Source organism: Colwellia echini (genome assembly GCF_002843355.2).
Lineage (GTDB): Bacteria > Pseudomonadota > Gammaproteobacteria > Enterobacterales > Alteromonadaceae > Colwellia > Colwellia echini.
On sequence record NZ_PJAI02000010.1, the window covers coordinates 61,639 to 85,501 of the forward strand.

Genomic DNA, 23,863 nt, shown 5'->3' on the forward strand with positions numbered 1-23,863 from the left:
ACCGATTAGATAATTACTGACTAACTAGTCGATAACTAATGCTTATGAGCTAGGCTAAAATCAAGTATTTTGACACTTGCTTATGGTTAACATTTACTTGAATTGCTTGCTTAGTTTACTTCGCTGATATTAATCGCTGCCCTTTATATAAAGGACAGCGTTCAATGTATTAATCAATTTAAACAAGATATCAAAAATAAGATATCAAACAAAAAAACTCAAACTGCTCCGTTAAATATGAGATGATTTTATTTGATAATTAACCAAAATTGAAACCTAGAACACAACCTAAACCTTGTTAGATCGTGTTACATCAAGCTAAATCAAATCTAAATCAAAGCGATCAGCATTCATTACTTTCGTCCATGCAGCAACAAAATCGTGAACAAATTTTTCCTTATTATCATCTTGAGCATACACTTCACTATAAGCACGAAGAATTGAATTAGAGCCAAAAATAAGATCAACCCGTGTTGCTGTCCACTTGACCTCGTTTGAACTACGATCTCGAATTTCATATAAATTGTTAGCAACAGGCTGCCACGTATAATTCATATCGGTTAGATTAATGAAATAGTCATTAGATAATACCCCTTCACGCTCAGTGAAAACACCGTGTTTTGTACCGCCGTAATTGGTATCTAGCATTCGCATTCCGCCAATTAATACCGTCATTTCATTAGCGGTCAATCCCATTAACTGTGTACGGTCGAGCATTAACTCTTCAGCGCTAACACTGTAATCATGCTTGAGCCAGTTACGGTAAGCATCATGCAGAGGCTCGAGTACATCGAATGAATCACAATCTGTCATCTCAGTGGTTGCATCACCCCGTCCAGATGAAAACGGAACAGTCACCTCAACGCCACCAATTTTTGCTGCTTGCTCAATACCAACGTTGCCTGCTAACACAATAACATCAGCAACACTTGCACCACTTTCAGCGGCAATATTCTCCAATATAGCCAATACTTTTGACAACCTTGAAGGCTCGTTGCCTTGCCAGTCTTTTTGCGGAGCAAGACGAATACGGGCGCCATTAGCACCGCCGCGTTTGTCAGAGTTACGGAAAGTTCTAGCGCTATCCCAAGCAGTACAAACCAACTCGCTGACGCTTAGCCCACTTGTCGCTATTCTTGCTTTCACTGACTCAATATCATAACCGGTATTACCTTGAGGCACAGGATCTTGCCAGATAAAGTCTTCTTGCGGCGCATCTGAACCAATGTAACGTGTTTTTGGTCCCATATCGCGATGTGTCAGTTTGAACCATGCGCGAGCGAAAACTTCGGAAAAATATTGTTGGTCATTATGAAAACGCTCCGAAATTTTACGATAGGCGGGATCCATTTTCATCGCCATATCAGCATCTGTCATAATTGGGTTATGACGTATAGAAGCATCTTCAACATCTACAGGTTTATGCTCTTCCTTAATGTTTATAGGCTCCCACTGCCAAGCGCCTGCTGGACTTTTTTTCAGTTCCCAGTCGTAGTTAAGTAACATGGAGAAATAACCGTTATCCCATTGGGTAGGGTTTGTTGTCCATGCACCTTCAATACCACTAGAGACAGTGTCGCGACCAATACCGCGTTTGCTTTTGTTGTTCCAACCCAAGCCCTGTTCTTCTATTTCGCCTGCGGCTGGCTCTTTACCAAGCACTGACGCATCGCCGTTACCGTGACATTTACCTACGGTGTGACCACCTGCCGTTAGGGCAACGGTTTCTTCATCGTTCATCGCCATACGTTCAAAGGTTACACGTATATCTTGAGCCGTTTTTAGGGGATCAGGATTACCATCAACACCTTCAGGGTTAACGTAAATCAATCCCATCATTACCGAAGCAAGCGGATTTTCTAAATCACGCTCTCCAGAATAACGACTTCCTTCACTGCCACTTGGAGCTAGCCATTCTTTTTCAGCTCCCCAATAAGTGTCTTTTTCTGGGTGCCAAATATCTTCACGACCAAAGGCAAAACCTTGGGTTTTCAATCCCATAGATTCATAAGCGATAGTGCCCGCATAAGTAATTAAATCTGCCCAGCTAAGCTTGTTACCGTATTTCTTTTTAATCGGCCAAAGTAAACGGCGAGCTTTGTCTAAGTTGACGTTATCAGGCCAAGAGTTAATCGGTGTAAAACGTTGATTTCCAGTAGCTGCACCGCCTCGACCATCTGCTATACGATACGTACCTGCAGCATGCCAAGACAAACGAATCATTAAACCGCCATAATGCCCCCAATCTGCAGGCCACCAATCTTGGCTATCAGTCATCAAGGCGTGCATATCTTTGTTTAGCGCTGCTATATCAAGACTTTTAACCGCTTCTCTATAGTTGAAGTCAGCAGCCATCGGATTGGTTTTATTATCATGTTGATGGAGGATGTCTAGGTTCAGAGCCTTTGGCCACCATTCCATATTTGTCGTTGCAGCTTCAGTTGCGCCACCGTGCATCACAGGGCATTTTCCAGTCGAGGATTTTTGCTTGTCATTCATAGTAAACTTTCCTTTTTTAAATGATTTTTTACCGCTTTTTTAAAGCGAAGATTTAAAAGCTTAGTCAGTGCAATGAGATGTTCTGATATTTGAACAAAACAAGACATACGATGAGTAATATAGTATGTGGTTGAACGAAATGTAAAACAACAATAGCCTAGTCATTTATATGTAAGCAAATTTATATCAACAAGCTAATATAAGCATAAGAAAACCAATATAAATTTGCTTTAAAAAATAATATTACTCAGTAGTTATATATTAAGCTTGCATGAAACCATTTCAGTTTAAGCAACACTAATTTGATTAAGTTTCTTCTCAACTTAGAACTAATAAATAGCAGCTTAATACTTCATGAATACAATCAACTAAGAAAAGCTAACGTCATGGTCTATACGCTATCTAATAGATGCGCTAGTATGTTTAGTGTCAATTTACAAGTTTAGCGTTATTCATAAGCGTTTCATAAATACACTTTTAATGGAGAACTACTAATGACCAAGTCGACACAATCAATTAATAGGGAAGCTTTGCAGAGCCTTGAAATAAATGGTGAAACTTGCCATTACTACAGCTTTGATGGTTTAGCAGATAACTACGATCTTTCCCGTTTACCTTTCGCCGCTAAAATCCTCTTAGAAAATTTATTACGCCATGCCGATACTGATTTTGTTCAAGATGAAGATATTGATGTATTAGCTAAATGGGACGTAAAAAACTGGCAAGATACAGAAATTGCCTTTGTTCCTTCCCGCGTTATTTTACAAGACTTTACCGGTGTACCCGCAGTAGTCGATTTAGCGGCAATGCGTGATGCAATTGTAAAAATGGGCGGAAAAGCAGAGAAAATTAATCCGTTAAACCCTGTAGAATTGGTAATTGACCATTCTGTCATGGTCGATGTATTTGGCAAAGCCGATGCGATGGAACAAAATACGGCCATTGAATTTCAACGTAACAATGAACGTTACCAGTTTTTACGCTGGGGTCAGCAAAGTTTTGATAATTTTAAAGTAGTGCCGCCAGGGCGTGGTATCGTGCATCAGGTGAACCTTGAGTACTTAGCACGCGTTGTATTTAAAAAAGCCGATGACAATAATCTACTTTATCCAGACACCTTAGTTGGCACTGATTCACACACCACCATGATTAATGGTTTAGGTATATTGGGTTGGGGTGTTGGTGGTATCGAAGCTGAAGCCGCAATGTTAGGTCAACCTGTTACCATGTTATTACCTGAAATTATTGGTTTTGAATTAACCGGTAAGTTACCTCCAGGTACAACGGCGACTGATCTAGTACTAACCGTTACCGAGCAATTACGTGCCGCTGGAGTGGTAGGTAAATTTGTCGAGTTTTTTGGCACAGGGGTAAATGAACTTACTTTAGCTGACAGAGCAACCATTGCCAATATGGCACCTGAATATGGCGCAACCTGTGGGATTTTCCCCATTGATGATCAAACCATTGATTATATGGAATTAACAGGGCGAGACAGTGAACATATAGCACGTATTAAAACATACCTTAAAGCCATGAATATGTGGGGCACTGAGTCCCAAAAAAATGCGGTTTATCATAACCGATTATCACTAAAACTCGATGATGTAGTGCCTTCTATAGCAGGACCTAAACGCCCACAAGATAGAATATCATTAGACACCGCAGGCACTGCTTACAGTGATTGGTTAACATTACAAAGCGGTGTAAAACAAACCGATTCAAACCAAAATTTAAATAAAAATTCAACCCCACCATCTATCTCGACCGAAAGTAGTTTTGAAGATGAAGGCGGTCAACCTTCTCCCGTATTACCTGCAAGTAATGGAGACGCGGGGGTTCCTTGCCAATATAAGAACGAAGATTTTTTATTAAAGCATGGCTCTGTGGTGATTGCCGCGATCACCAGTTGTACTAATACCTCGAATCCATCGGTATTAATTGCAGCAGGCTTATTAGCCCGAAATGCAAGACGTCGAGGCTTGAACGTTAAACCTTGGGTAAAAACCAGTTTTGCGCCTGGCTCACAAGTTGTTACTGATTATCTGCTTAAGTCTGGTTTAAATACCGATTTGGATGCTCTGGGTTTTCAACTGGTAGGATATGGCTGTACGACTTGTATTGGTAATTCTGGCCCTTTACCCAACGAAATCAGCGGTGCCATTCATCAAGGTGACTTATCTGTTACCTCGGTATTATCCGGTAATCGTAATTTTGAAGGCCGTATTCACCCTGAAATTCAAGCCAATTATTTAGCCTCTCCTCCACTAGTGGTTGCCTATGCATTAGCAGGTAATATGAAAATAGATATTACAACAGAGCCTTTAGGTGATGATGCCTCAGGCAAGCCTGTCTATTTACATGATATCTGGCCAGAAAGTGATGAAATTAAAGAGGTTATTGAAAGTGTTATCGATAGCTCAATGTTTACTTCTCGCTATGCCGATGTCTACAGTGGCAATAAAGACTGGCAAGCCTTAGACATAGTAGAAAGCCAAAAATATGACTGGCCAGATTCTACTTACGTTAAGTTACCGCCATTTTTTGACAACATTAGCGCTGAAATTCCTGTGATTAAGGATATTAAAAATGCACGATGTTTATTAAAGCTAGGGGATAGTGTCACCACCGATCACATTTCTCCTGCTGGTTCAATCGCATTAGATAGCCCTGCGGCGGAGTATTTACAAAGTGAAGGTGTTTCCCCTAAAGACTTTAACTCCTATGGTTCAAGACGTGGTAATCATGAAGTCATGATGCGCGGTACTTTTGCTAATGTGCGTTTGCGTAATTTATTAGCACCAGGCACTGAAGGTTGCTGGACTAGAATGATGCCATCGGGCGAGAAAATGAGTGTATTTGATGCCGCGATGCAATATCAAAAGCAAAATATTGCATCCATTGTGTTAGCGGGTAAAGAGTATGGTACGGGGAGCTCTCGCGATTGGGCGGCAAAAGGTCCAGCTTTATTAGGTGTTAAAGCGGTAATCGCGCAAAGTTATGAGCGTATTCATCGTTCAAATTTAGTTGGAATGGGCATTCTACCTTTACAGTTTATGCCAGATGAAAGTGCTGATACATTCAAATTAACTGGTGAAGAGCAATTTAGTATTCCTGCGATAAATGCTGATCAAAAAACGGCAACAGTCTCTGTCATCGCACAAGATGGTAGTGAAAAATCATTTGAAGTATTGATTAGAATTGATACGCCAAACGAATTTAGCTATTACCAGAACGGTGGTATTTTGCACTTCGTACTACGTAATTTGGCAACAACTGCTTAGCAAGTTGTTTATGTTTAACAACACAAGGTAGCAAAAATAAAGTGTTATAAATGTCATGACTTAACAATGATGCAGTCATGGCAAAGGCACTACAAAAAACAGGTCCTTTTTACGGCCTGTTTTTTCATTTATACGTAAATATTTTGGCAAGGTCCCACTTAATATCTCTACGTTATAACTTCTAAAGGACGACTTCCAAAAAAGATATTAAAATTAAAGGGACGTTCTTCACAGATTCCGAAGATATCTTACAAGCTCAGGTAATTTATCAAACAACCTGAAATCGGAATAATAAAATTTAGTAAGATAATTATATCAATATCTTAGTAACGTATACCTATAATAGTTATTCGTAGTTCAAGGCGAGAAAGCGAACCAAATAATTGGTTATTAGCTGCTTTCATAACGCAGCCAATATAAAAAACACCGATAAATAAGGCTATTTTTATTTGGCTGAGTACTTATTCGATAAGTACCCACGTATTTCAATTATATGTCTGAAAACCGATTAGCCGACTGTACCATTCGTTTTATCTCATCTTCCTCAACACCTTTTATCGTATCGAGTAATTCTTTAGCACTATCTATATCAACACGAGAATAAATATGAGTAATTAACTCAATTACTTGTTCATGATGGTTTACTATTTTTTCCATAATTTGCGGCATATCTAATTCTTCAAAGAATGACTCACAATCGACATGCTCAATAATCGAGTGTTTTTCGATATAATCATAACACCAAGTACTCAAGACCTTTTCGTTTGCGCTATTTTCGAGTTCTTGTATAATATTCTCTAAGCTTGCTTCATGATCTGCTAAATAATTAAGCATCATTCTTGCTCGCTCACCTTCATTTTGTGTAGCGCTTTGCTTTAAACTTTCTTTTAAATTTTTATGAAATAAAACAGTCCAATTAAGTACATCCCTAATGGTTTCAACTTGCATCTTGTTACTCCCAGTTAAATTAGCTTTAAGTTAAGTTAAGTTAAGTTAAGTTAAGTAATGTTAATTTAGTTAAATCGTATACAGTTCCACTTTACAAGAGCCATTAAAACATATGATAACGCCAAAGTTTATAGCGGGTAGTAATTAAAATATTATACTATTTAATGTTTTACTCGAGATTACTCGATAGAGTGACCATGTCGCAGCAAATACTCAGTAAATTGTTACTGTGTGCCACTAAAAATGAAAAGCTGTTAATAGGAAACGTTAGAATTAAGAGTTTATCTTAATGATCTTTAATTCCTATTTTCACAGTGAAGATCTTTAGCGAATAGTAAACGGGCTTTAATAAATTACTTTCAAATTATTCTTTTAAGGTAACATTTTCAAGTAGCATTAGAATAGTTCGATTGCCATGTAATTTAGCCAAGTCAATAAGATAACTTTTTTCGATATCTAGCATTGGCCCATTTGACACTAAATCTTTTACCAACACCTCTTCACCGTTCGCTATAGCGGTTTTTAAAGCCGCAAACTGAGCGATACCGTGTTTGTTCTGATCATTAGTTTCCATAGCTTGTGCTCCATTAATTGTTCATTAACTGCTCGAGTGATTAACCATGATAAGGACTACAATATTTTCTTTCAAGGGGTCGATCTTTTGTTATGTTTTTCCACGTTAATTTAACTCTTTTTTTTTACTCGGTACTTTACTAGAGAATAGTTTTCTATTGATTTACTTTTCAAAAGCTATTGTTAACATAGCTTATCATTGTTAGCCCAAGTTATCCGAACTGACGTGTAACAAACTTTGATAAGTACACATTAGAGTTAAGTAATGCTTGCCCCATACTGAAGTTAAAACCATATAACCTGAACTCGGGATAATGAATATGTATAACCTAATAATATCAATTAGTTATTGTTACACCTCTACAATAGTTTTAATTATTCGTAGTTCAAGGCGAGAAAACGAAGCCAATAACTGGTTATTGGGAGTTTTCACAACGCAGAAATACGCATAATTAGCGCTGTTGTAGCATTTTGCTTATCCCGTATTCAGGTCATATAGTTAATGCCATATTCTTTAAATTACAGTTCACTTGTACTGGTTAAAATGCGATGTGCGATGGCAAAGCTAATTGTTTAGTTAAAAATATGATACTTTGTTATTTACCACTACATATTATCGGTACATATCAATAACCGTAAATAGCGATGAAAATAGATTGGCTAGTTGTACGCTAACGTACCGATTCTAGATATTTTAAGTTTTATAATTTAGTAATAAAGATTTACTAATAATATTTTGTATTAATAATGAGTAAACATTATTGTCTGAAATGAGCTAAAGCTAATAATTAACACAAATAATTAACACAAATAATTAACACAAATAATTAACACCTATGGTTGAAACTAATGACTAAAGTAAGGAGAACTAGATGCAAGACAACAGACCCCAAAAATTCGATAACGAAACGTCAGAAAGTAGCTCACCATCAAACATTTTTTATGGTGTTGAAACTACAAAAGCATTGAACAATTTCACCTTGAGTGATCTTAAAATGCCTCGTCCATTTCTCTGGGCATTAGGTACACTGAAAAGTAGCTGTGCGCAAGCAAACCATGAATTACAGTTACTTAATGCAGATAAAGCAACTGCTATTACACTTGCCGCCGATGAAATCGCCACTGGCTCTCATGATGATCAATTTCTGGTTGATGTATTTCAAACTGGCTCTGGTACTAGCACTAACATGAACGCTAATGAGGTGATTGCCTCGTTGTCAAAACGCAACAGTAAAAACCCGCTTGATATTCACCCTAACGACGACGTGAATATGGGGCAAAGCTCTAACGATGTTATTCCTTCATGTATTCACTTAAGTGCAGCCAAACTGATTGCCGATGAATTATTGCCCGCATTACAGTATTTAGCAGATACATTAGATCAAAAGGCGAATGAATATCATGACACTATAAAAACAGGCCGTACCCATTTAATGGATGCAATGCCAATCAGTTTTGCGCAAGAGATAAGCGGTTGGAGTGAACAAGTTCGCTATGTTTATGCTCAGCTTGAGCAGCACTTAACTAATTTGTGTAAACTTGCGATAGGTGGAACCGCGGTGGGTACTGGTGTTAACACCCATCCTGAGTTTGCGAGTATTGTTACTCGCATATTAACCGATAAACTAAACTTAACTTTTACGCCCGCGGATAATCATTTTCGAGCTATTAGCGCTCAAGATACCGCGGTATCTGTTAGTGGAACGCTTAAAACAACTGCAGTCAGTTTAAGTAAAATAAGTAATGATATTCGCTGGTTAAGTAGTGGTCCGTTAAACGGTTTACATGAATTGCATCTACCAGAATTGCAAAAAGGCAGTAGCATTATGCCGGGTAAGGTGAACCCGGTGATCCCTGAAGCAGTATTGATGGCGTGCACTAAGGTGATCGGCAATGACACAACTATAACACTAGCTGGTCAATCAGGTAATTTTCAGCTAAATACTATGCTGCCGTTAATCGCACACACTTTAATAGAAAGCATTCAATTATTAAGTTCAAGTAGTATTGCGCTTGCCGACAAAGTGATCAAAGGCATGACAGTGAACAAAACAAAGATTGCACAAAGCGTCGCAAAAAATCCGATATTAGTCACCGCGTTAGTGCACTTAATTGGCTACGATAAAAGCGCAGAAATTGCGAAAAAGGCATATTCAGAAAATAAAACCGTGTTAGATGTTGCTAAGGAGCTTACTGAAATAAGCGAAACCGAGTTGATTAAACTGTTAGATCCTAAGCGGCTTACCAGTAATCGCTAAACTTTATTTAATTACATTTAATAATATCTGCCTGAGCATAAAACCGTAAATTAAAATATAAACCATAAAAACAAGACATAAAAAAACCGAAAGGCCTTATTTTTAAAGGCGTATCGGTTTTTATTGTACATTATAATAAGTGCTAGTGGTGCGGACGGGGGGACTTGAACCCCCACGACCTAAGTCACCAGCCCCTCAAGCTGGCGCGTCTACCAATTCCGCCACGTCCGCGCAAAACTAGTTACTTATTACTTTTATATTAACTAACTGAGGTGTTAGTTATATTTTCTAAAACTTGGAATTTAATGCTTTGAAAATATTACTCAGGTACGCTGCTATTTTCTTCTTTACGAGCAGTAGTATCTGCAGCAGGAACATCGCTATTTTGCGCCGCAGGAATAACAATTTCTTCAACAGTCTCAGCAGGAATAGCATCAACAGCTTGCTCTACTTCTAGGTTGTTCCACTCATCAACCGCTTTAGTGCGGTTAGCTGTTAGATTACCTAAGATTAAGCTAATAGCAAAGAATGCTACAGCTAAATATGTTGTAGTAGACGTTAGGAAGTTACCTGAACCACCTGAGCCAAAAACAGTTGCAGAAGAGCCTGCACCAAAAGATGCGCCCATATCTGCGCCTTTACCTTGTTGGATTAATACTAAACCAATTAGGGCTAAAGCAATTATTACGTAGGCGATAATTAATACTTGATACAACATTTCTATTTTCCTTTGGCTGCAGAACAAATAATTTTAAATTGTTCAGCTTGTAAACTAGCACCACCAACAAGACCACCGTCTATATCGGGTTGTGCAAATAATTCTTCACAGTTAGCTGCATTAACACTGCCACCGTAGAGTAATGATATATTAGCCGCCACTTGTTTACTTTGTTTAGCAATAAGTTGACGAATAAAATAATGTGTTTCTTGTGCCATAGCACTAGATGCTGCCTTACCTGTACCTATTGCCCAAACTGGCTCATAGGAGATAACAACATCACTAAATCTTTCTATACCAATTTCATCGATAACTGGCTGAATCTGGGATAATAACACAGATTCTATTTTTCCATCAGCACGTTCTGCTTCGGTTTCACCAATGCATAAGATTGGATTTAATCCGGCGTCTAATACTGCATGTACTTTACTAGCTACTTGCTCAGAAGTTTCATTATATACACTTCTGCGCTCTGAGTGACCAACAATAACGTATTTTATTGATAAGTCATTCAACATTGTTGTGGAAACTTCGCCCGTATGGGCACCACCTACAAATTTACTCACAGTTTGTGAGCCAACTTGAATAATATTATCTAAATCAGCTGCTTTTATTTTCTGATTAAGATCAGATAAATAAGGAAAACTCGGACAAATAATCACTTCAACGTTTGAAGATTCCATGTCGGACAAGCCTGAGATCATTGAGTCAACTAAGGCTGAATCTCCGTTCATTTTCCAATTTGCGGCGACAATTACTCGTCTCGTCATTTCGACTCCTAAGCCATCATACTTATATTACGACTTCAGTATTACGACTTCAGTAAAAATCAAATAGAGTCATTGCTAAAATGAAGCCGCGAGATAGTAACTAACCTGCGCAAAAGATACAAGTATTTAACACATTATCTTTGCTTGCTTGTATGTTTTTTATACTCACTTGTTGTTCAGGGTAATAATGAAGCTATTTACTTAATAAAAATTGCTCAAAAATTGTTATTTAACTGTCTTTATTCTCTGAAATAGTTAATTGAAAAAAAATCAACCTCTGTAAGCTGTTCGGTGTCACTCTCGTTCAGTTCAGTTCAAGCATAATCAATAGAAACGCTGTTCATAAGCAACAAGTCAATAATTGTTAATCTTTAAAATAAATAACGCCCCATAATTAATATTCTGGAAGCGTTATTCACTTGCTAATTTATTTAACCAGTTTAACTAAATCAGCTATTTTGTTTGCCAACATCGTCACTTCATCATCATCAGGGCCTTCAACCATTACACGAATAAGTGGTTCGGTGCCTGATTTACGCAATAATACGCGACCACGCCCAGAAAGAGTTTCATTAACTTCATCAACAGCATTAAGTACAGCTTCATCTTTTAATGGATCATTGTCACCAGAGAAACGTACATTAACCAATAGTTGCGGCAACATAGTTATGCCTTGGCGTAATTCAAATAGTGATTTGTTTTGCTTAGTTACAGCGGTAAGTACATTAAGCGCAGCAATGATACCGTCACCCGTAGAGGTGTGATTAAGGTTAATTACATGGCCTGAATTTTCAGCGCCTAACTGCCAATCTTTTTCTCTTAGCAGCTCCATCACGTAACGGTCACCAACATTACTGCGATCAAATTCGATATCTAATTCTTTTAAGGCTAACTCTAAGCCCATATTACTCATTAAAGTACCTACTACACCACCGCCTTTACGGCCAGACTTTAAGTCGTTACATGCAATGATATAAATAATTTCGTCACCATCAATAACATAACCCGTGTGATCGACCATCATGATTCTATCGCCGTCACCATCAAGGGCCACACCTAAGTCAGCTTCGTGCTCAACAACAGCTTTGCTAATTGCGCCCATTGAGGTTGCGCCGCAGCCATCATTGATGTTAGTACCATTTGGTGCTGTGCCAATTTCAATAACTGTAGCGCCAAGCTCACGAAATACATTCGGGGCTATGTGATAAGTTGCGCCATGTGCACAGTCAACGACAATTTTAAGTCCCTTAAGAGACATTTTGCTCGGGAAGTTACTTTTACAAAATTCAATGTAACGCCCTGCTGCATCATTAATACGACTTGCTTTACCTAGCTTTGCAGACTCTACACAGCCCATTGGTTTATCTAATTCAGCTTCAATGGCTAGCTCAACTTCATCAGGAAGTTTTTCACCTGATTGTGAGAAAAATTTAATACCATTGTCATAAAATGGATTATGCGATGCACTAATAACGATGCCGGCTTCGGCTCTGAATGTTTTAGTTAAATATGCAATACCAGGTGTTGGCATTGGTCCTAATAAACCAACATCAATACCTGCAGCAGAAAATCCTGCTTCAAGGGCTGATTCAAGCATGTAACCTGAAATACGGGTATCTTTACCAATCAGTACTTTTTTAGTACCTTGGCCGGCAAGTACCTTACCTGCGGCATAACCTAATTTCATCACGAATTTTGGCGTTATTGGGTATTGTCCAACTAAACCACGGATACCATCGGTACCAAAATATTTACGATCTGACATATTTATCCTTATTAACTTTTGTACCGACACTTACTTTTATCGGTATTTTTTGTGCTATATATTAACTCTGTTACTTACTAGTTTTGATATTACAAATACTTAGTGGTAGCGGATAATACTTTAAGCGCATCAACTGTTTCTTTAACATCGTGCACTCTAATAATTTTTGCATTTTTCTGTGCCGCTATTATAGCGGTAGTTAAACTCCCTGCAAGGCGTTCATCAACCTTACGGTTTAATAAATTACCGATCATCGATTTTCTTGAAGTACCGGATAACAGTGGTAAGCCCAAATCATTAAACTTATCTAGTTGAGCAAGGAGTTGATAATTTTGTTCTAAGGTTTTACCAAAACCAAAACCAGGATCTAAAATTATACGGCTTCGGCTTATCCCCGCTTCTTCACACACTTGAATACGCTCTTTAAAAAACGTCTTTATATCATCAATCAGATTGGTATATTGCGGGTTCTCCTGCATTGTGCGCGGTAAACCTTGCATATGCATTAAACACACAGCGACATTAGTGTTCGCTAATGCTGCTAAACAACCTTTATTTTGTAAAGCTCGCACATCATTAATTAAGTCAGCGCCATGTTCAATGGCTTGAGCCATCACTGCTGACTTACTGGTATCAATTGATACTTTAATGTCATAATTTTCTTTTATCGCTTTAAGTAACGGGATCACGCGCCCTAACTCATCTTCTTCACTGACGTCGACCGCACCTGGACGCGTTGATTCTCCGCCAATATCAATAATATCAACACCGTCATCAATCATTTGTTTAACTTGCGCTAAAGCATTTTCAAATGAGACAAACTTCCCACCATCAGAAAAAGAGTCGGGAGTTACATTTAAAATGCCCATTACCAACGGTTGCGCTATATCATTCAATATTTTATTGCTTTCAAACATTGTTATATCTTTAGTTAATAAGTCAGATAAGAAAAAGCCTCGGGATTTATTACTAAATGCCGAGGCTTTAATATACGTAACAAGAATTAGCTTGCTGGTGTATCACCACTTGGTTTACTTGTATCTGGTGTTACATCTTTTGTTGGCTCAGCATTTTTTTCAACTTTTGCCTCAGTTGTAGTTTCTTCAGCGTCTTTGCCCTTGCTATTGTCTGAGTTAGAGTTTGAACTGCCTTTATCATCCCAACCTGCAGGCGGACGAACCGTTGTTCTTGCCATTAAGTCATCAATTTGCAAAGCGTCGATTGTTTCATATTTCATTAAACAATCTTTCATGGCGTGTAATACATCCATGTTTGCTTTTATTAAATCTTCAGCTCGTTGATAGTTACGGTTAATAACGGCTTTAATTTCTTCATCAATAGCTTTTGCTGTTTCATCAGACATGTGTAACGATTTTGCCGATGTGCGACCTAAGAATACTTCACCTTCTTCTTCAGCGAACAACATAGGACCCATTTTTTCAGATAAACCCCATTGCGTTACCATTTTACGTGCAATGTTAGTAGCACGTTCAATATCATTTGAAGCACCAGTTGATACTTTATCACTACCGTAGATTAAGTCTTCAGCAACACGACCACCATATAAAGATGAGATATTACTTTCTAAATGTTGTTTAGAGTGACTAAATCTATCTTGCTCTGGTAAGTACATAGTTACACCAAGGGCTCGGCCACGAGGAATAATACTTACTTTGTATACAGGATCATGATCTGGAACTAAGCGACCAATAATGGCGTGACCAGCCTCATGGTATGCGGTCATTTCTCTTTCTGACTCACTCATCACCATAGTTTTGCGTTCTGAGCCCATCATGATTTTGTCTTTAGCTTCATCAAATTGCTTCATGCTAACTAAACGAAGTCCGCTACGAGCCGCACATAAAGCCGCTTCATTAACTAAGTTAGCTAAATCAGCACCTGAAAAACCAGGAGTACCACGAGCAATAACATGCGCTTTAACATCATCACCTAACGGCACTTTACGCATATGTACTTTAAGAATTTGTTCACGACCTTTGATGTCAGGTAAACCAACCGTTACTTGACGGTCAAAACGACCTGGACGAAGTAATGCTGGGTCTAATACGTCTGGACGGTTAGTTGCGGCAATAACAATAACGCCTTCGTTACCTTCAAAACCATCCATTTCTACTAACATTTGGTTAAGTGTTTGTTCACGTTCATCGTGTCCACCACCCATTCCAGCACCACGTTGGCGACCTACCGCATCGATTTCATCGATAAAGATAATACAAGGTGCCGCTTTTTTAGCTTGTTCGAACATGTCACGAACACGTGATGCACCGACACCGACAAACATCTCTACAAAATCAGAGCCTGAAATAGTAAAGAACGGTACTTTAGCTTCACCAGCAATAGCTTTTGCTAATAACGTTTTACCTGTACCAGGTTGACCCACAAGTAAAATACCTGATGGAATACGACCACCAAGTTTTTGAAAGCGTGTTGGTTCTTTTAAGTAATCAACTAATTCAGCAACGTCTTCTTTCGCCTCATCACAACCTGCAACATCAGCAAAGGTTGTTTTGATTTGTTCTTCGCTTAATTGGCGTGCTTTACTTTTACCAAATGACATAGCGCCTTTACCGCCACCACCTTGCATTTGACGCATGAAGAAAATCCATACACCAATAAGCAAAATCATTGGGAACCAAGAAACGAAAATAGTGGTTAAGAAACTCGTTTCTTCAGGTAATTTACCTTCAGCACGTACACCCTGTTTAACAAGGTCGTTAATTAAGTCACGATCATAGCCACCTGGAATAACGGTTTTATATGCTTCACCACTACTTTTTTCACCTGTAATAACGCCATTTCTATCGACACTTGCGTCTCGAATTTGTCCTTGACGTACGTCCTTAATAAAGCGGGTGTAATCCATTTGTTGATTTTTTGAAGTACTCGGAGTAAAACTCTGAAATACGCTCATTAAAACAACTGCAATAACTAACCATAAAATAAGATTTTTTGCCATATCGCTCAACTTGAAGACCTCTTGTGAGATTAAATTTTTTATAGAATATATTTATTGTGCTTAATTTACTACAATTCAAGGCGACTCGCCATTTAACTTTTGTTGTTGGTTACAACTAGTTACAACTTCAATAGTCACCCTGATTAAATTACCAATTAGCCTTTGTAGCCAGTACCTACCAAATACACTTCACGAGAGCGTGCTCTGGATGATTCTGGCTTGCGTGTTTTTACGGTTTTAAACACAGCACGTGTTGCCTTCATATACTCTTCAAAACCAGCACCTTGGAACACTTTAACCACAAAAGAACCATTAGGTTTTAAGACCTCGCTACACATATCAAGGGCTAATTCAACTAAGTACATACTACGTGCAGAGTCTGCACTTTCATTACCTGTCATGTTAGCTGCCATGTCAGACATAACAACATCAATATTTTTACCATTAATACGATTCAATAACGCATCAAGTACCACTTCCTCGCGAAAGTCACCTTCAAGGAAGTCAACGCCAACAATAGCGTCCATAGGTAAAATATCACAAGCAATAACCTGCCCTTTTTCACCAACTGCTTTTACTGCATATTCAGACCAACCACCAGGAGCGGCACCTAAATCTACGACCTTCATACCCGGTTTAATTAATTTATCTTTGTTGTTAATTTCTTCAATTTTAAAAACGGCACGAGAGCGTAAACCTAAACGCTGCGCTTTTTTCACATATTCATCTTCAAAATGTTCATCTAACCAACGTTGACTGCTGGCCTTGTGTTTTTTAGTTGCCATAATTCTTCTTACTCGGGATAACTTTCGGGTGATTTAAGCGGTATAATGATTCGATAATTATATAGGAATTGAAAATTAAACTCATTAAGCTATTCGCATTTATCCTCATCAATCGCTTTGAGAATATAGTGATAATAGAATGGGTGCAGTTACACAGGTTATTTACTCGTTACATTTAAAATGGGTATGCCATTGTATAAAAGGGTATATAAATTTATAAACTTAATGAAAATACTATAACTAATTAGTAATACTGATTAGATAAGGGTAAAATAGCGACAATTCAAGGCAACGGACAACAAAATTTAGTATGAGCTTAAACAACAAACAAATACAATACTTAAAAGGTGTAGCACACCCTTTAAAACCAGTAGTTTTATTAGGTAACAATGGATTAACTGAAGCGGTTGTAGCTGAAATAGATTACGCGCTAGGTCATCATGAATTGATCAAAGTAAAAATCCCAACAGATGATAGAGAAACTAAAGCATTAATTGTTGAAGCGATTTGTCGTGAAACAAATGCGATTAAAGTACAAGTTATTGGTAAAACTTTAGTTATTTACCGTGAGAGTGCAGAAAAGAAAATCCGCATTCCTAAAGTATAATTTATAGTCTAGCTCTATACCTTAGGTTCTAGGTTCTAGGTTCTAGGTTCTAGGTTCTAGTGTTAGTTTAAAGGTTATAATGAGATTGCAAGATAGATAATTATATAACTTTAAAAAAACACATAAAAAAAGCCAAGTGAATATCACTTGGCTTTTTTCGTTTTTGTATTATTTTACTTAACCTGAGTTCGCAATAATGAAAGTGAATAGAACAATAATATCAATATTTAGCGTTGTTACGCTCTACTATACCCATCATTTTATAGGTTAAAAAAGAAGCTGCGAAATCATAAGCATGGAAACCATTAATTGGTGCAAACTCCATAATATCAAAACCTATAATCTTTCGTTGTTTTGCAACACTTTCAAATAAATTCAACGTTTGATACCAACCTAAACCACCTGGCACTGGCGTACCTGTTGATGGAAATACTGAAGGGTCCATACCATCAATATCTAAGGTGAAAAATACATTCTTTGGGAAGTTTTCCGGTAACGTAATTTCATTAATATTGTTTGGTACTAAGTCATCAGCATCAATATAATGCACGTTATTTGCTTTACGTGTTTCAACTTCTTCTTCACAAAAAGCGCGAATACCTAATTGAAATAACGGAATATCTAAATCAACAATACGTTTCATTACGGAAGCATGACTTAATTTATCACCTTCATAAGCGTCACGTAAATCAGCATGCGCATCAATTTGCACTACACCAATATCTGTCATGCCACTCTCAAGTAACCCTTTGATAACACCATAAGTTACTGTGTGCTCGCCACCTAATACCACAGGAATCTTACCAAAGTCCCCTGCTATCTTAGTTGCTGCGGCAATGTTCTCAATAACAAGATCTGAAGCAACAGTACAATCGACCACAGGATGTGTATAAATACCCTGTTCACAAGGTTTTGACTTACCATCCCACTGCTCTAACTGCCAAGAAGCCTTCAAAATAGCTGATGGACCTAAATTAGTACCACCGCCATACGAAACACTTGCTTCGTAAGGCACAGGGATCACATGAAACATTGATTGTGCAGGATCGCCTTGCTCTATTTCAGAGCCAAGAAAAATTGGATATTCGCTTTCGAATTCATCCATGTCTATTCCTTAAAATTATAAATTCTTATATAAAAGTAAAAAAGGTAAAATAATTATGCTTAACTCTTTATTAATAGAAGTTTACGATAAGCGTTCTTTAAAATCGCTATAGCCAAACTCTTTAATAATGCTCAGTTCGTCTGTACTTGAGTTCCACAATGCCAATGCCGGTAAACCAATACCGTTAAAGGTACTCGTTTTTACCATGGTGTAATGTGCCATATCGTCAAACGCTACACGCTGACCTATAGTTAACGGCTTAGTAAAACTGTAATCTCCCATCACATCACCCGCTAAGCAAGTCATACCACCTAAGCGGTACGTATGTTCAAGCTCATTCGCTTCACCTGAATCAAGAATATGTGCGCGATATGGCATTTCAAGCGTGTCTGGCATGTGACAAGTAGCTGATGTATCAAGTATTGCTTGGGGCAGTGTATTCCAAGTAATATCGAGTACTTCGCTAACCAAAATACCACTATGAATAGCAACCGCTTCACCTGGCTCAATGTACACTTGCACGTCATATTTTTTAGCAAAGTTTTTGATTAAAGTAATTAAACCTTCAACATCGTAATCATCAGCAGTAATGTGATGACCTCCACCAAAATTAATCCATTGCATTTGACCTAAAAGGTGACCAAACTTTGCTTCTACTGCGGCTACGGTTCGTGCTAACGGTTCAAATTTTTGTTCGCAAAGGGTATGAAAATGTAAGCCTGAAATACCTTCCAGATTACTTTCATCTAGCTCACTTAACGGAATACCTAAACGAGAACCCGGCGCACAAGGATCGTAAATTGGCGTAGTACCTTCAGAGTGCTCAGGATTAATTCGCAAACCAAATTTAAGCTCTTGACGCTTTGCTTTTGCGGCTTTTATTTCAGGTTGAAAACGTTGCCATTGACCACATGAATTAAAAACTACGTGATCAGCTAACGATAATATCTCTTCCATTTCATTAGCTTTAAAAGCTGCTGAAAATACATGCGTTTCACCGCCATAAGCTTCTTTGCCTAATAACAGTTCATGCAAACCACTAGCACAAGTTCCACTTAGGTACTTACCAGTTAGTTTTCCTAATTGCCAAAAAGAAAAAGCTTTTAAGGCCGCTAATACTTTTGCACCACTTTGCTCTTGCACGTAATGTAATTTTTGTAAGTTTTTTTCAATTACTGCTTCATCAACTACAAAACAAGGTGATGGCACACGATTAAGGTCAAAATTTAAAAACGTTGTACTAGCGGTCATTCATTTATTCACTTATTGGCTATTTAGGTTCATTGCTAATTGTTAAAATTACGAGTTATTTTTCTAATGAAAACGAATCTAACTCGATAACTTTCCACGGTAAGCCGTGTTTGTTCATGTCTTCCATGAACGGGTCAGGATCAAGTTGCTCCATGTTCCATACGCCTGGTTTCATCCACTTGCCTTCTAACATCATTTTAGCGCCAATCATTGCTGGTACGCCTGTTGTGTAAGAAATAGCTTGTGATTCAACTTCGGCATAACACTCTTGATGATCACAAATGTTATAAAGGTAAACAATTTTCTCTTTACCGTCTTTAATACCGCGAACCACACAGCCGATACAGGTTTTGCCTTTAGTACGCGGCCCTAAGCTTGCAGGATCTGGTAATAATTGACGTAAAAATTGAATCGGAACAATAGATTGACCATTAAATTCAACTGGCTCAATGCCTGTCATACCTACATTACCTAATACTTCTAAGTGATTTAGGTAATTTTGAGAAAAACTCATCCAAAATTGAGCACGTTTTAAGGTTGGAAAATGTTTAGTTAACGACTCTAATTCTTCATGGTACATACGGTAAATATCAAATGTACCAACGCTATCAGGACAAGTGAATTTAGCTGATTTACTCATTGCATCAGTCGTTACAAACTCACCATTTTCCCAGTGACGACATTCCGCAGTCACTTCACGAATGTTAATTTCAGGGTTGAAGTTAGTTGCAAACGGGTAACCGTGATCGCCACCATTAACATCAATAATATCTAATTCATGAATTTCATCAAAGTAATGCTTAGCAATGTAAGCGGTAAACATGTTGGTTGCGCCTGGATCGAAACCCGAGCCTAATAATGCCATTAAACCTGCTTGTTCAAATTTGTCTTGGTAAGCCCATTGCCAGTGATATTCAAACTTAGCCGTATCTAGTGGCTCATAGTTTGCTGTATCTAAATAATGTACGCCCGCTTCTAAACAAGCGTCCATAATATGTAAATCTTGGTATGGTAAAGCAACGTTGATCACTAATTTAGGCGCTTCTTTTTTAAGTAACGCTACCATTTCAGGAACATTGTCGGCATCAACTTGTACTGTGCGCATTTTAACGCCAGTTTTTGCTTCAACTTGTTTAGCAATAGCATCACATTTTGCAACTGTACGGCTTGCTAATACTACTTCACTAAATACACTCGCAACTTGTGCGCATTTATGAGCAACAACACCGCCAACACCACCAGCGCCTACAATCATGACTTTAGTCATTATAAATTCCTTAAAAAACATTAAATTTGATATTTTTAATAATAGTTAAACATTACCTTGTAGAGCCAGTAACTTAACTATTTGCGTAAATTGAACGGTATAAACCTACTACTTATTTCGAACTGCTCGCTAAAGCTTACTTTTCAAAGTAGGTGTAACCGCCCAGACTTTCGCTGAAATTTCTCAGCATTGTTTGGCGCTCTGCAACATTAATACGCCCCGATTTCACCGCTTTTTCTGCACGTTGACGGAAACGTTCCGTTAACGCTTTAGGATAATATTCAACATAACTTAATACGTCTGAGATACTGTCCCCTTCCATTTCTTTTACATAATCATAACTACCGTCTGAGTTGATACGCACACTAACCACGTTGGTATCACCAAATAAGTTATGTAAATCACCAAGCGTTTCTTGATAAGCACCGACTAAAAACGCACCAAAGAAGTAATCTTCACCCTCTTTAACTTCATGTACTGGCAAGGTTTTACGATGTACGCCATCTACAGTGAAGCTATCAATTTTCCCATCACAATCACAGGTTAAATCCGCTAATATTGCATCACGCGTTGGCACTTCATCTAACCGATGAATTGGCATGATAGGGAATATTTGATCAATTGCCCATGAGTCTGGTAGTGATTGAAACACACTAAAGTTACCGTAATATATATCGGCTAAACTTTCAGGTAAGTTTTCTAATTCCGTCGACATACGTTTAACTTGTGGTAACAACAACACTATTTTTTGCAATATCGCTAAGTAAATATTTTCACCTAAGGCTTTAGAGCGAAGCGTTTCACGACCACGACGGAAATTCTCACGTATTTCATCACGGTAATGTGATGCATCATTAAAACACTCTTGTACGTTGCGAATAGTAATAATTTCTAACAACGCATGTAGGTTTTTAACCAACTCTGACGCATCTTCAGCTATCACTTTAGGAATAGGTGCCGGCTCAAAATGAGTCACATCCAGAATGTTAAATAACAAAACTGATGAATAAGCAACGGTTGCTCTACCTGATTCAGTCAAAATAACCGGATGCTTAATACCTAGTGGATCTAAAGTTTCGATGATCGCTTCAACGATATCAGCACAGTACTCATCAAGGTTATAATTCATACTATGTGTTGAGTTAGTATAAGCACCTTCGTAATCAACCGCTAAACCGCCACCTAAGTCTAAATAACCTAAAGGTACGCCTTCACTGCTCAATTCTGAATAATAGCGACACGCTTCGAGCACACCACTACGAATATTTTGAATGTTTGGTATTTGTGAGCCCAAATGGCAATGTAATAATTGTAAACAATCAATCATATCTGCAGCTCTTAACTGATCAACCGCTTCCATTAACTGAGACGTCGTTAAACCAAAAATACTGCGATCGCCACTGTCACTGCTCCAGTAACCATCAACTTTCGATGCAAGCTTTAAACGCACACCTATTAATGGTTTTACATTCATTTTTGTAGATGCGGCAATAATTAATGGAATTTCACTTAAGGTTTCCACAACAAAAAAACAGTTAATACCAAGCTGTATTGCATGTAAGCCTAATGAGATGAATTCATCATCTTTATAGCCATTACAAACAATACACGCGTCGTTATCCGTTAAACTTGCTAACGCAATTATAAGCTCAGCTTTACTACCTGCTTCAAGACCATGGTGGTAACGACTACCAAATTCAGATATCTCTTCAATAACTTGCGCTTGTTGATTCACTTTTATCGGGAAAACACCACGATAATAGTTTTGATAACTACTTTCTTTAATAGCATTAGCAAACGCTTCGTTTAATTTAGTTAAACGATCTTCAATCAAGTTTTCGAAACGTAGTAATACTGGCATATCCATACCACGCTCTTTCATACCTGAAATAATATCCATCAAAGATACATTAACTTTCGTCGAGATAGCGTCATCCGCAGTCACTATTGACTGAGCTTCTTTTGCTGATGTTTTTTTTGTTTGTTTTACTGGACTTGAGTTTACTTGCTCATCACCCGCAAAAGTTAAACTGCAAACTAATTCGCCTTTATCGTTGACATCGAAATAACCAGAGCTCCACTCACGAATGCCATAAAGCTCAGCCGAACGATCGATTGACCAATTTTTTGAAGAAATACTTTTCATTAACCAAACCTTGTTTATTGGTACGGGGTTTAAGCCGTAAATAAGCGCTAAAAATTTTGCGCAATTATGCACAGTTTTTTGAGAATACAAAGAAAAATTTTATTCAAAAGTGTAAAAAAGCAATAAAATTTTTAAACCCAATAATTATAAGCTAAACACTCTCATATATAGCAATAAAAGTTAAATAGTTTGTCTTAAATATAAATGAATAATGTTACAAAATAAGAACAAAAAAGCACGCTAATTAGCGTGCTTTATAATTTAACTTGTCAATAATTAAGACAACCATAAAATTAGCCAACAAAAAAGTTCGGCTTATTATTAATTAAATATGTTCTACCGAAATAATTTCGTACTCAACAATACCGCCTGGTGTTGTGATTTCAATTTCACTATCAACTTCTTTACCAATTAAGCCACGGGCAATTGGCGAGTTATATGAAATACGACCTGTTTTAAAATCAGCCTCATCATCACCAACTATTTGATAAGTTACTTCAACTTCAGTATCAATGTTTAACAAGGTTACTGTAGTACCAAAAATAACTTTACCGTGATTTGGGATACTTTTAATATCAATTACTTGCGCGTTACATAAGCGGCCTTCAATATCTTGAATGCGACCTTCACAAAAGCCCTGCTCTTCTTTAGCTGCATGGTATTCAGCATTTTCTTTTAAATCGCCATGCTCACGAGCATCTGCAATATCTTTTACGATACGCGGGCGCTTTTCAGTTTTTAATATTTTAAGCTCAGCTTGAAGTTGCTCAGCACCACGAAGTGTCATTGGGTATTTAGTCATTTCATTCTTCTTATTTAACAAATAAAGGCGGTCAACCTATTTAATAAACAGGATATAACCACCTTTAATATATTTAGCTTAAACTCTTCCAAGAGTAAAAGCTTTCTT

Annotated in this window: 17 protein-coding genes and 1 tRNA gene; 3 read left to right on the top strand and 15 right to left on the bottom strand. The window is 37.8% G+C overall.

The genetic code is table 11. The annotated features are described in order from the left end of the window. Window positions 1–318: 318 nt before the first annotated feature. Window positions 319–2,499: a catalase/peroxidase HPI gene (gene katG, locus CWS31_RS10235; protein WP_101344984.1), complete on the bottom strand. Its 2,181-nt coding sequence runs from the start codon at window positions 2,497–2,499 to the stop codon at window positions 319–321. A gap of 494 nt (window positions 2,500–2,993) precedes the next feature. Between katG and acnA the strand changes: the two genes are divergently transcribed. Next, the gene (gene acnA / locus CWS31_RS10240; RefSeq protein ID WP_101344985.1) at window positions 2,994–5,783 is read left to right on the top strand and encodes an aconitate hydratase AcnA; all 2,790 of its coding nucleotides are present in this window, start codon (window positions 2,994–2,996) and stop codon (window positions 5,781–5,783) included. A 489-nt stretch (window positions 5,784–6,272) separates the two neighbouring features. On the opposite strand, the gene CWS31_RS10245 is transcribed toward acnA, so the two are convergent. Beyond that, a complete protein-coding gene (locus CWS31_RS10245) occupies window positions 6,273–6,731 on the bottom strand; it encodes an ATPase (protein WP_101344986.1) in 459 nt (152 codons plus the stop codon). A 364-nt stretch (window positions 6,732–7,095) separates the two neighbouring features. Beyond that, entirely contained in the window at window positions 7,096–7,305 is a 210-nt protein-coding gene (locus CWS31_RS10250; protein ID WP_101344987.1) for a hypothetical protein, read from the bottom strand. An 871-nt stretch (window positions 7,306–8,176) separates the two neighbouring features. On the opposite strand from CWS31_RS10250, the gene CWS31_RS10255 reads away from it, so the two are divergent. Continuing rightward, window positions 8,177–9,562, top strand: coding sequence for a class II fumarate hydratase (locus CWS31_RS10255; protein WP_101344988.1), 1,386 nt, complete (start codon window positions 8,177–8,179; stop codon window positions 9,560–9,562). A 146-nt stretch (window positions 9,563–9,708) separates the two neighbouring features. Here CWS31_RS10255 and CWS31_RS10260 read toward each other — a convergent pair. The 7 genes from CWS31_RS10260 to rlmE all read right to left on the bottom strand — a co-directional run bounded on the left by CWS31_RS10260 (window position 9,709) and on the right by rlmE (window position 16,577). Further along, a tRNA-Leu gene (locus CWS31_RS10260) sits at window positions 9,709–9,793 on the bottom strand. Window positions 9,794–9,881: 88 nt separating this feature from the next. After that, a complete protein-coding gene (secG, locus tag CWS31_RS10265) occupies window positions 9,882–10,280 on the bottom strand; it encodes a preprotein translocase subunit SecG (protein ID WP_101344989.1) in 399 nt (132 codons plus the stop codon). A gap of 2 nt (window positions 10,281–10,282) precedes the next feature. After that, window positions 10,283–11,050, bottom strand: coding sequence for a triose-phosphate isomerase (gene tpiA / locus CWS31_RS10270; protein WP_101344990.1), 768 nt, complete (start codon window positions 11,048–11,050; stop codon window positions 10,283–10,285). A gap of 427 nt (window positions 11,051–11,477) precedes the next feature. Continuing rightward, window positions 11,478–12,815: a phosphoglucosamine mutase gene (gene glmM / locus CWS31_RS10275; RefSeq protein ID WP_101344991.1), complete on the bottom strand. Its 1,338-nt coding sequence runs from the start codon at window positions 12,813–12,815 to the stop codon at window positions 11,478–11,480. An 89-nt stretch (window positions 12,816–12,904) separates the two neighbouring features. Further along, entirely contained in the window at window positions 12,905–13,732 is an 828-nt protein-coding gene (gene folP, locus CWS31_RS10280; RefSeq protein WP_101344992.1) for a dihydropteroate synthase, read from the bottom strand. Between the two features lie 86 nt (window positions 13,733–13,818). Then, on the bottom strand, window positions 13,819–15,792 hold the full coding sequence (gene ftsH, locus CWS31_RS10285) for an ATP-dependent zinc metalloprotease FtsH (RefSeq protein WP_101344993.1): 1,974 nt from the start codon (window positions 15,790–15,792) through the stop codon (window positions 13,819–13,821). A 155-nt stretch (window positions 15,793–15,947) separates the two neighbouring features. Continuing rightward, window positions 15,948–16,577, bottom strand: a complete 630-nt coding sequence (gene rlmE / locus CWS31_RS10290; RefSeq protein ID WP_101344994.1) for a 23S rRNA (uridine(2552)-2'-O)-methyltransferase RlmE — start codon at window positions 16,575–16,577, stop codon at window positions 15,948–15,950. A gap of 310 nt (window positions 16,578–16,887) precedes the next feature. Between rlmE and yhbY the strand changes: the two genes are divergently transcribed. Next, window positions 16,888–17,184, top strand: coding sequence for a ribosome assembly RNA-binding protein YhbY (gene yhbY / locus CWS31_RS10295; RefSeq protein ID WP_101344995.1), 297 nt, complete (start codon window positions 16,888–16,890; stop codon window positions 17,182–17,184). Between the two features lie 220 nt (window positions 17,185–17,404). On the opposite strand, the gene speB is transcribed toward yhbY, so the two are convergent. From speB to greA, 5 genes are all read right to left on the bottom strand, one after another. Further along, window positions 17,405–18,289 (bottom strand): agmatinase, encoded by an 885-nt coding sequence (gene speB, locus CWS31_RS10300; protein ID WP_101344996.1) that lies wholly within the window; start codon window positions 18,287–18,289, stop codon window positions 17,405–17,407. A gap of 81 nt (window positions 18,290–18,370) precedes the next feature. Further along, complete coding sequence (gene nspC, locus CWS31_RS10305) at window positions 18,371–19,540, bottom strand: carboxynorspermidine decarboxylase (RefSeq protein ID WP_101344997.1); 1,170 nt, start codon at window positions 19,538–19,540, stop codon at window positions 18,371–18,373. A gap of 55 nt (window positions 19,541–19,595) precedes the next feature. Then, window positions 19,596–20,807: a saccharopine dehydrogenase family protein gene (locus CWS31_RS10310; protein WP_101344998.1), complete on the bottom strand. Its 1,212-nt coding sequence runs from the start codon at window positions 20,805–20,807 to the stop codon at window positions 19,596–19,598. Window positions 20,808–20,943: 136 nt separating this feature from the next. Beyond that, window positions 20,944–22,953: a biosynthetic arginine decarboxylase gene (gene speA, locus CWS31_RS10315; RefSeq protein ID WP_101344999.1), complete on the bottom strand. Its 2,010-nt coding sequence runs from the start codon at window positions 22,951–22,953 to the stop codon at window positions 20,944–20,946. Window positions 22,954–23,278: 325 nt separating this feature from the next. Further along, the gene (gene greA / locus CWS31_RS10320) at window positions 23,279–23,755 is read right to left on the bottom strand and encodes a transcription elongation factor GreA (RefSeq protein ID WP_101345000.1); all 477 of its coding nucleotides are present in this window, start codon (window positions 23,753–23,755) and stop codon (window positions 23,279–23,281) included. Window positions 23,756–23,863 lie beyond the last annotated feature (108 nt).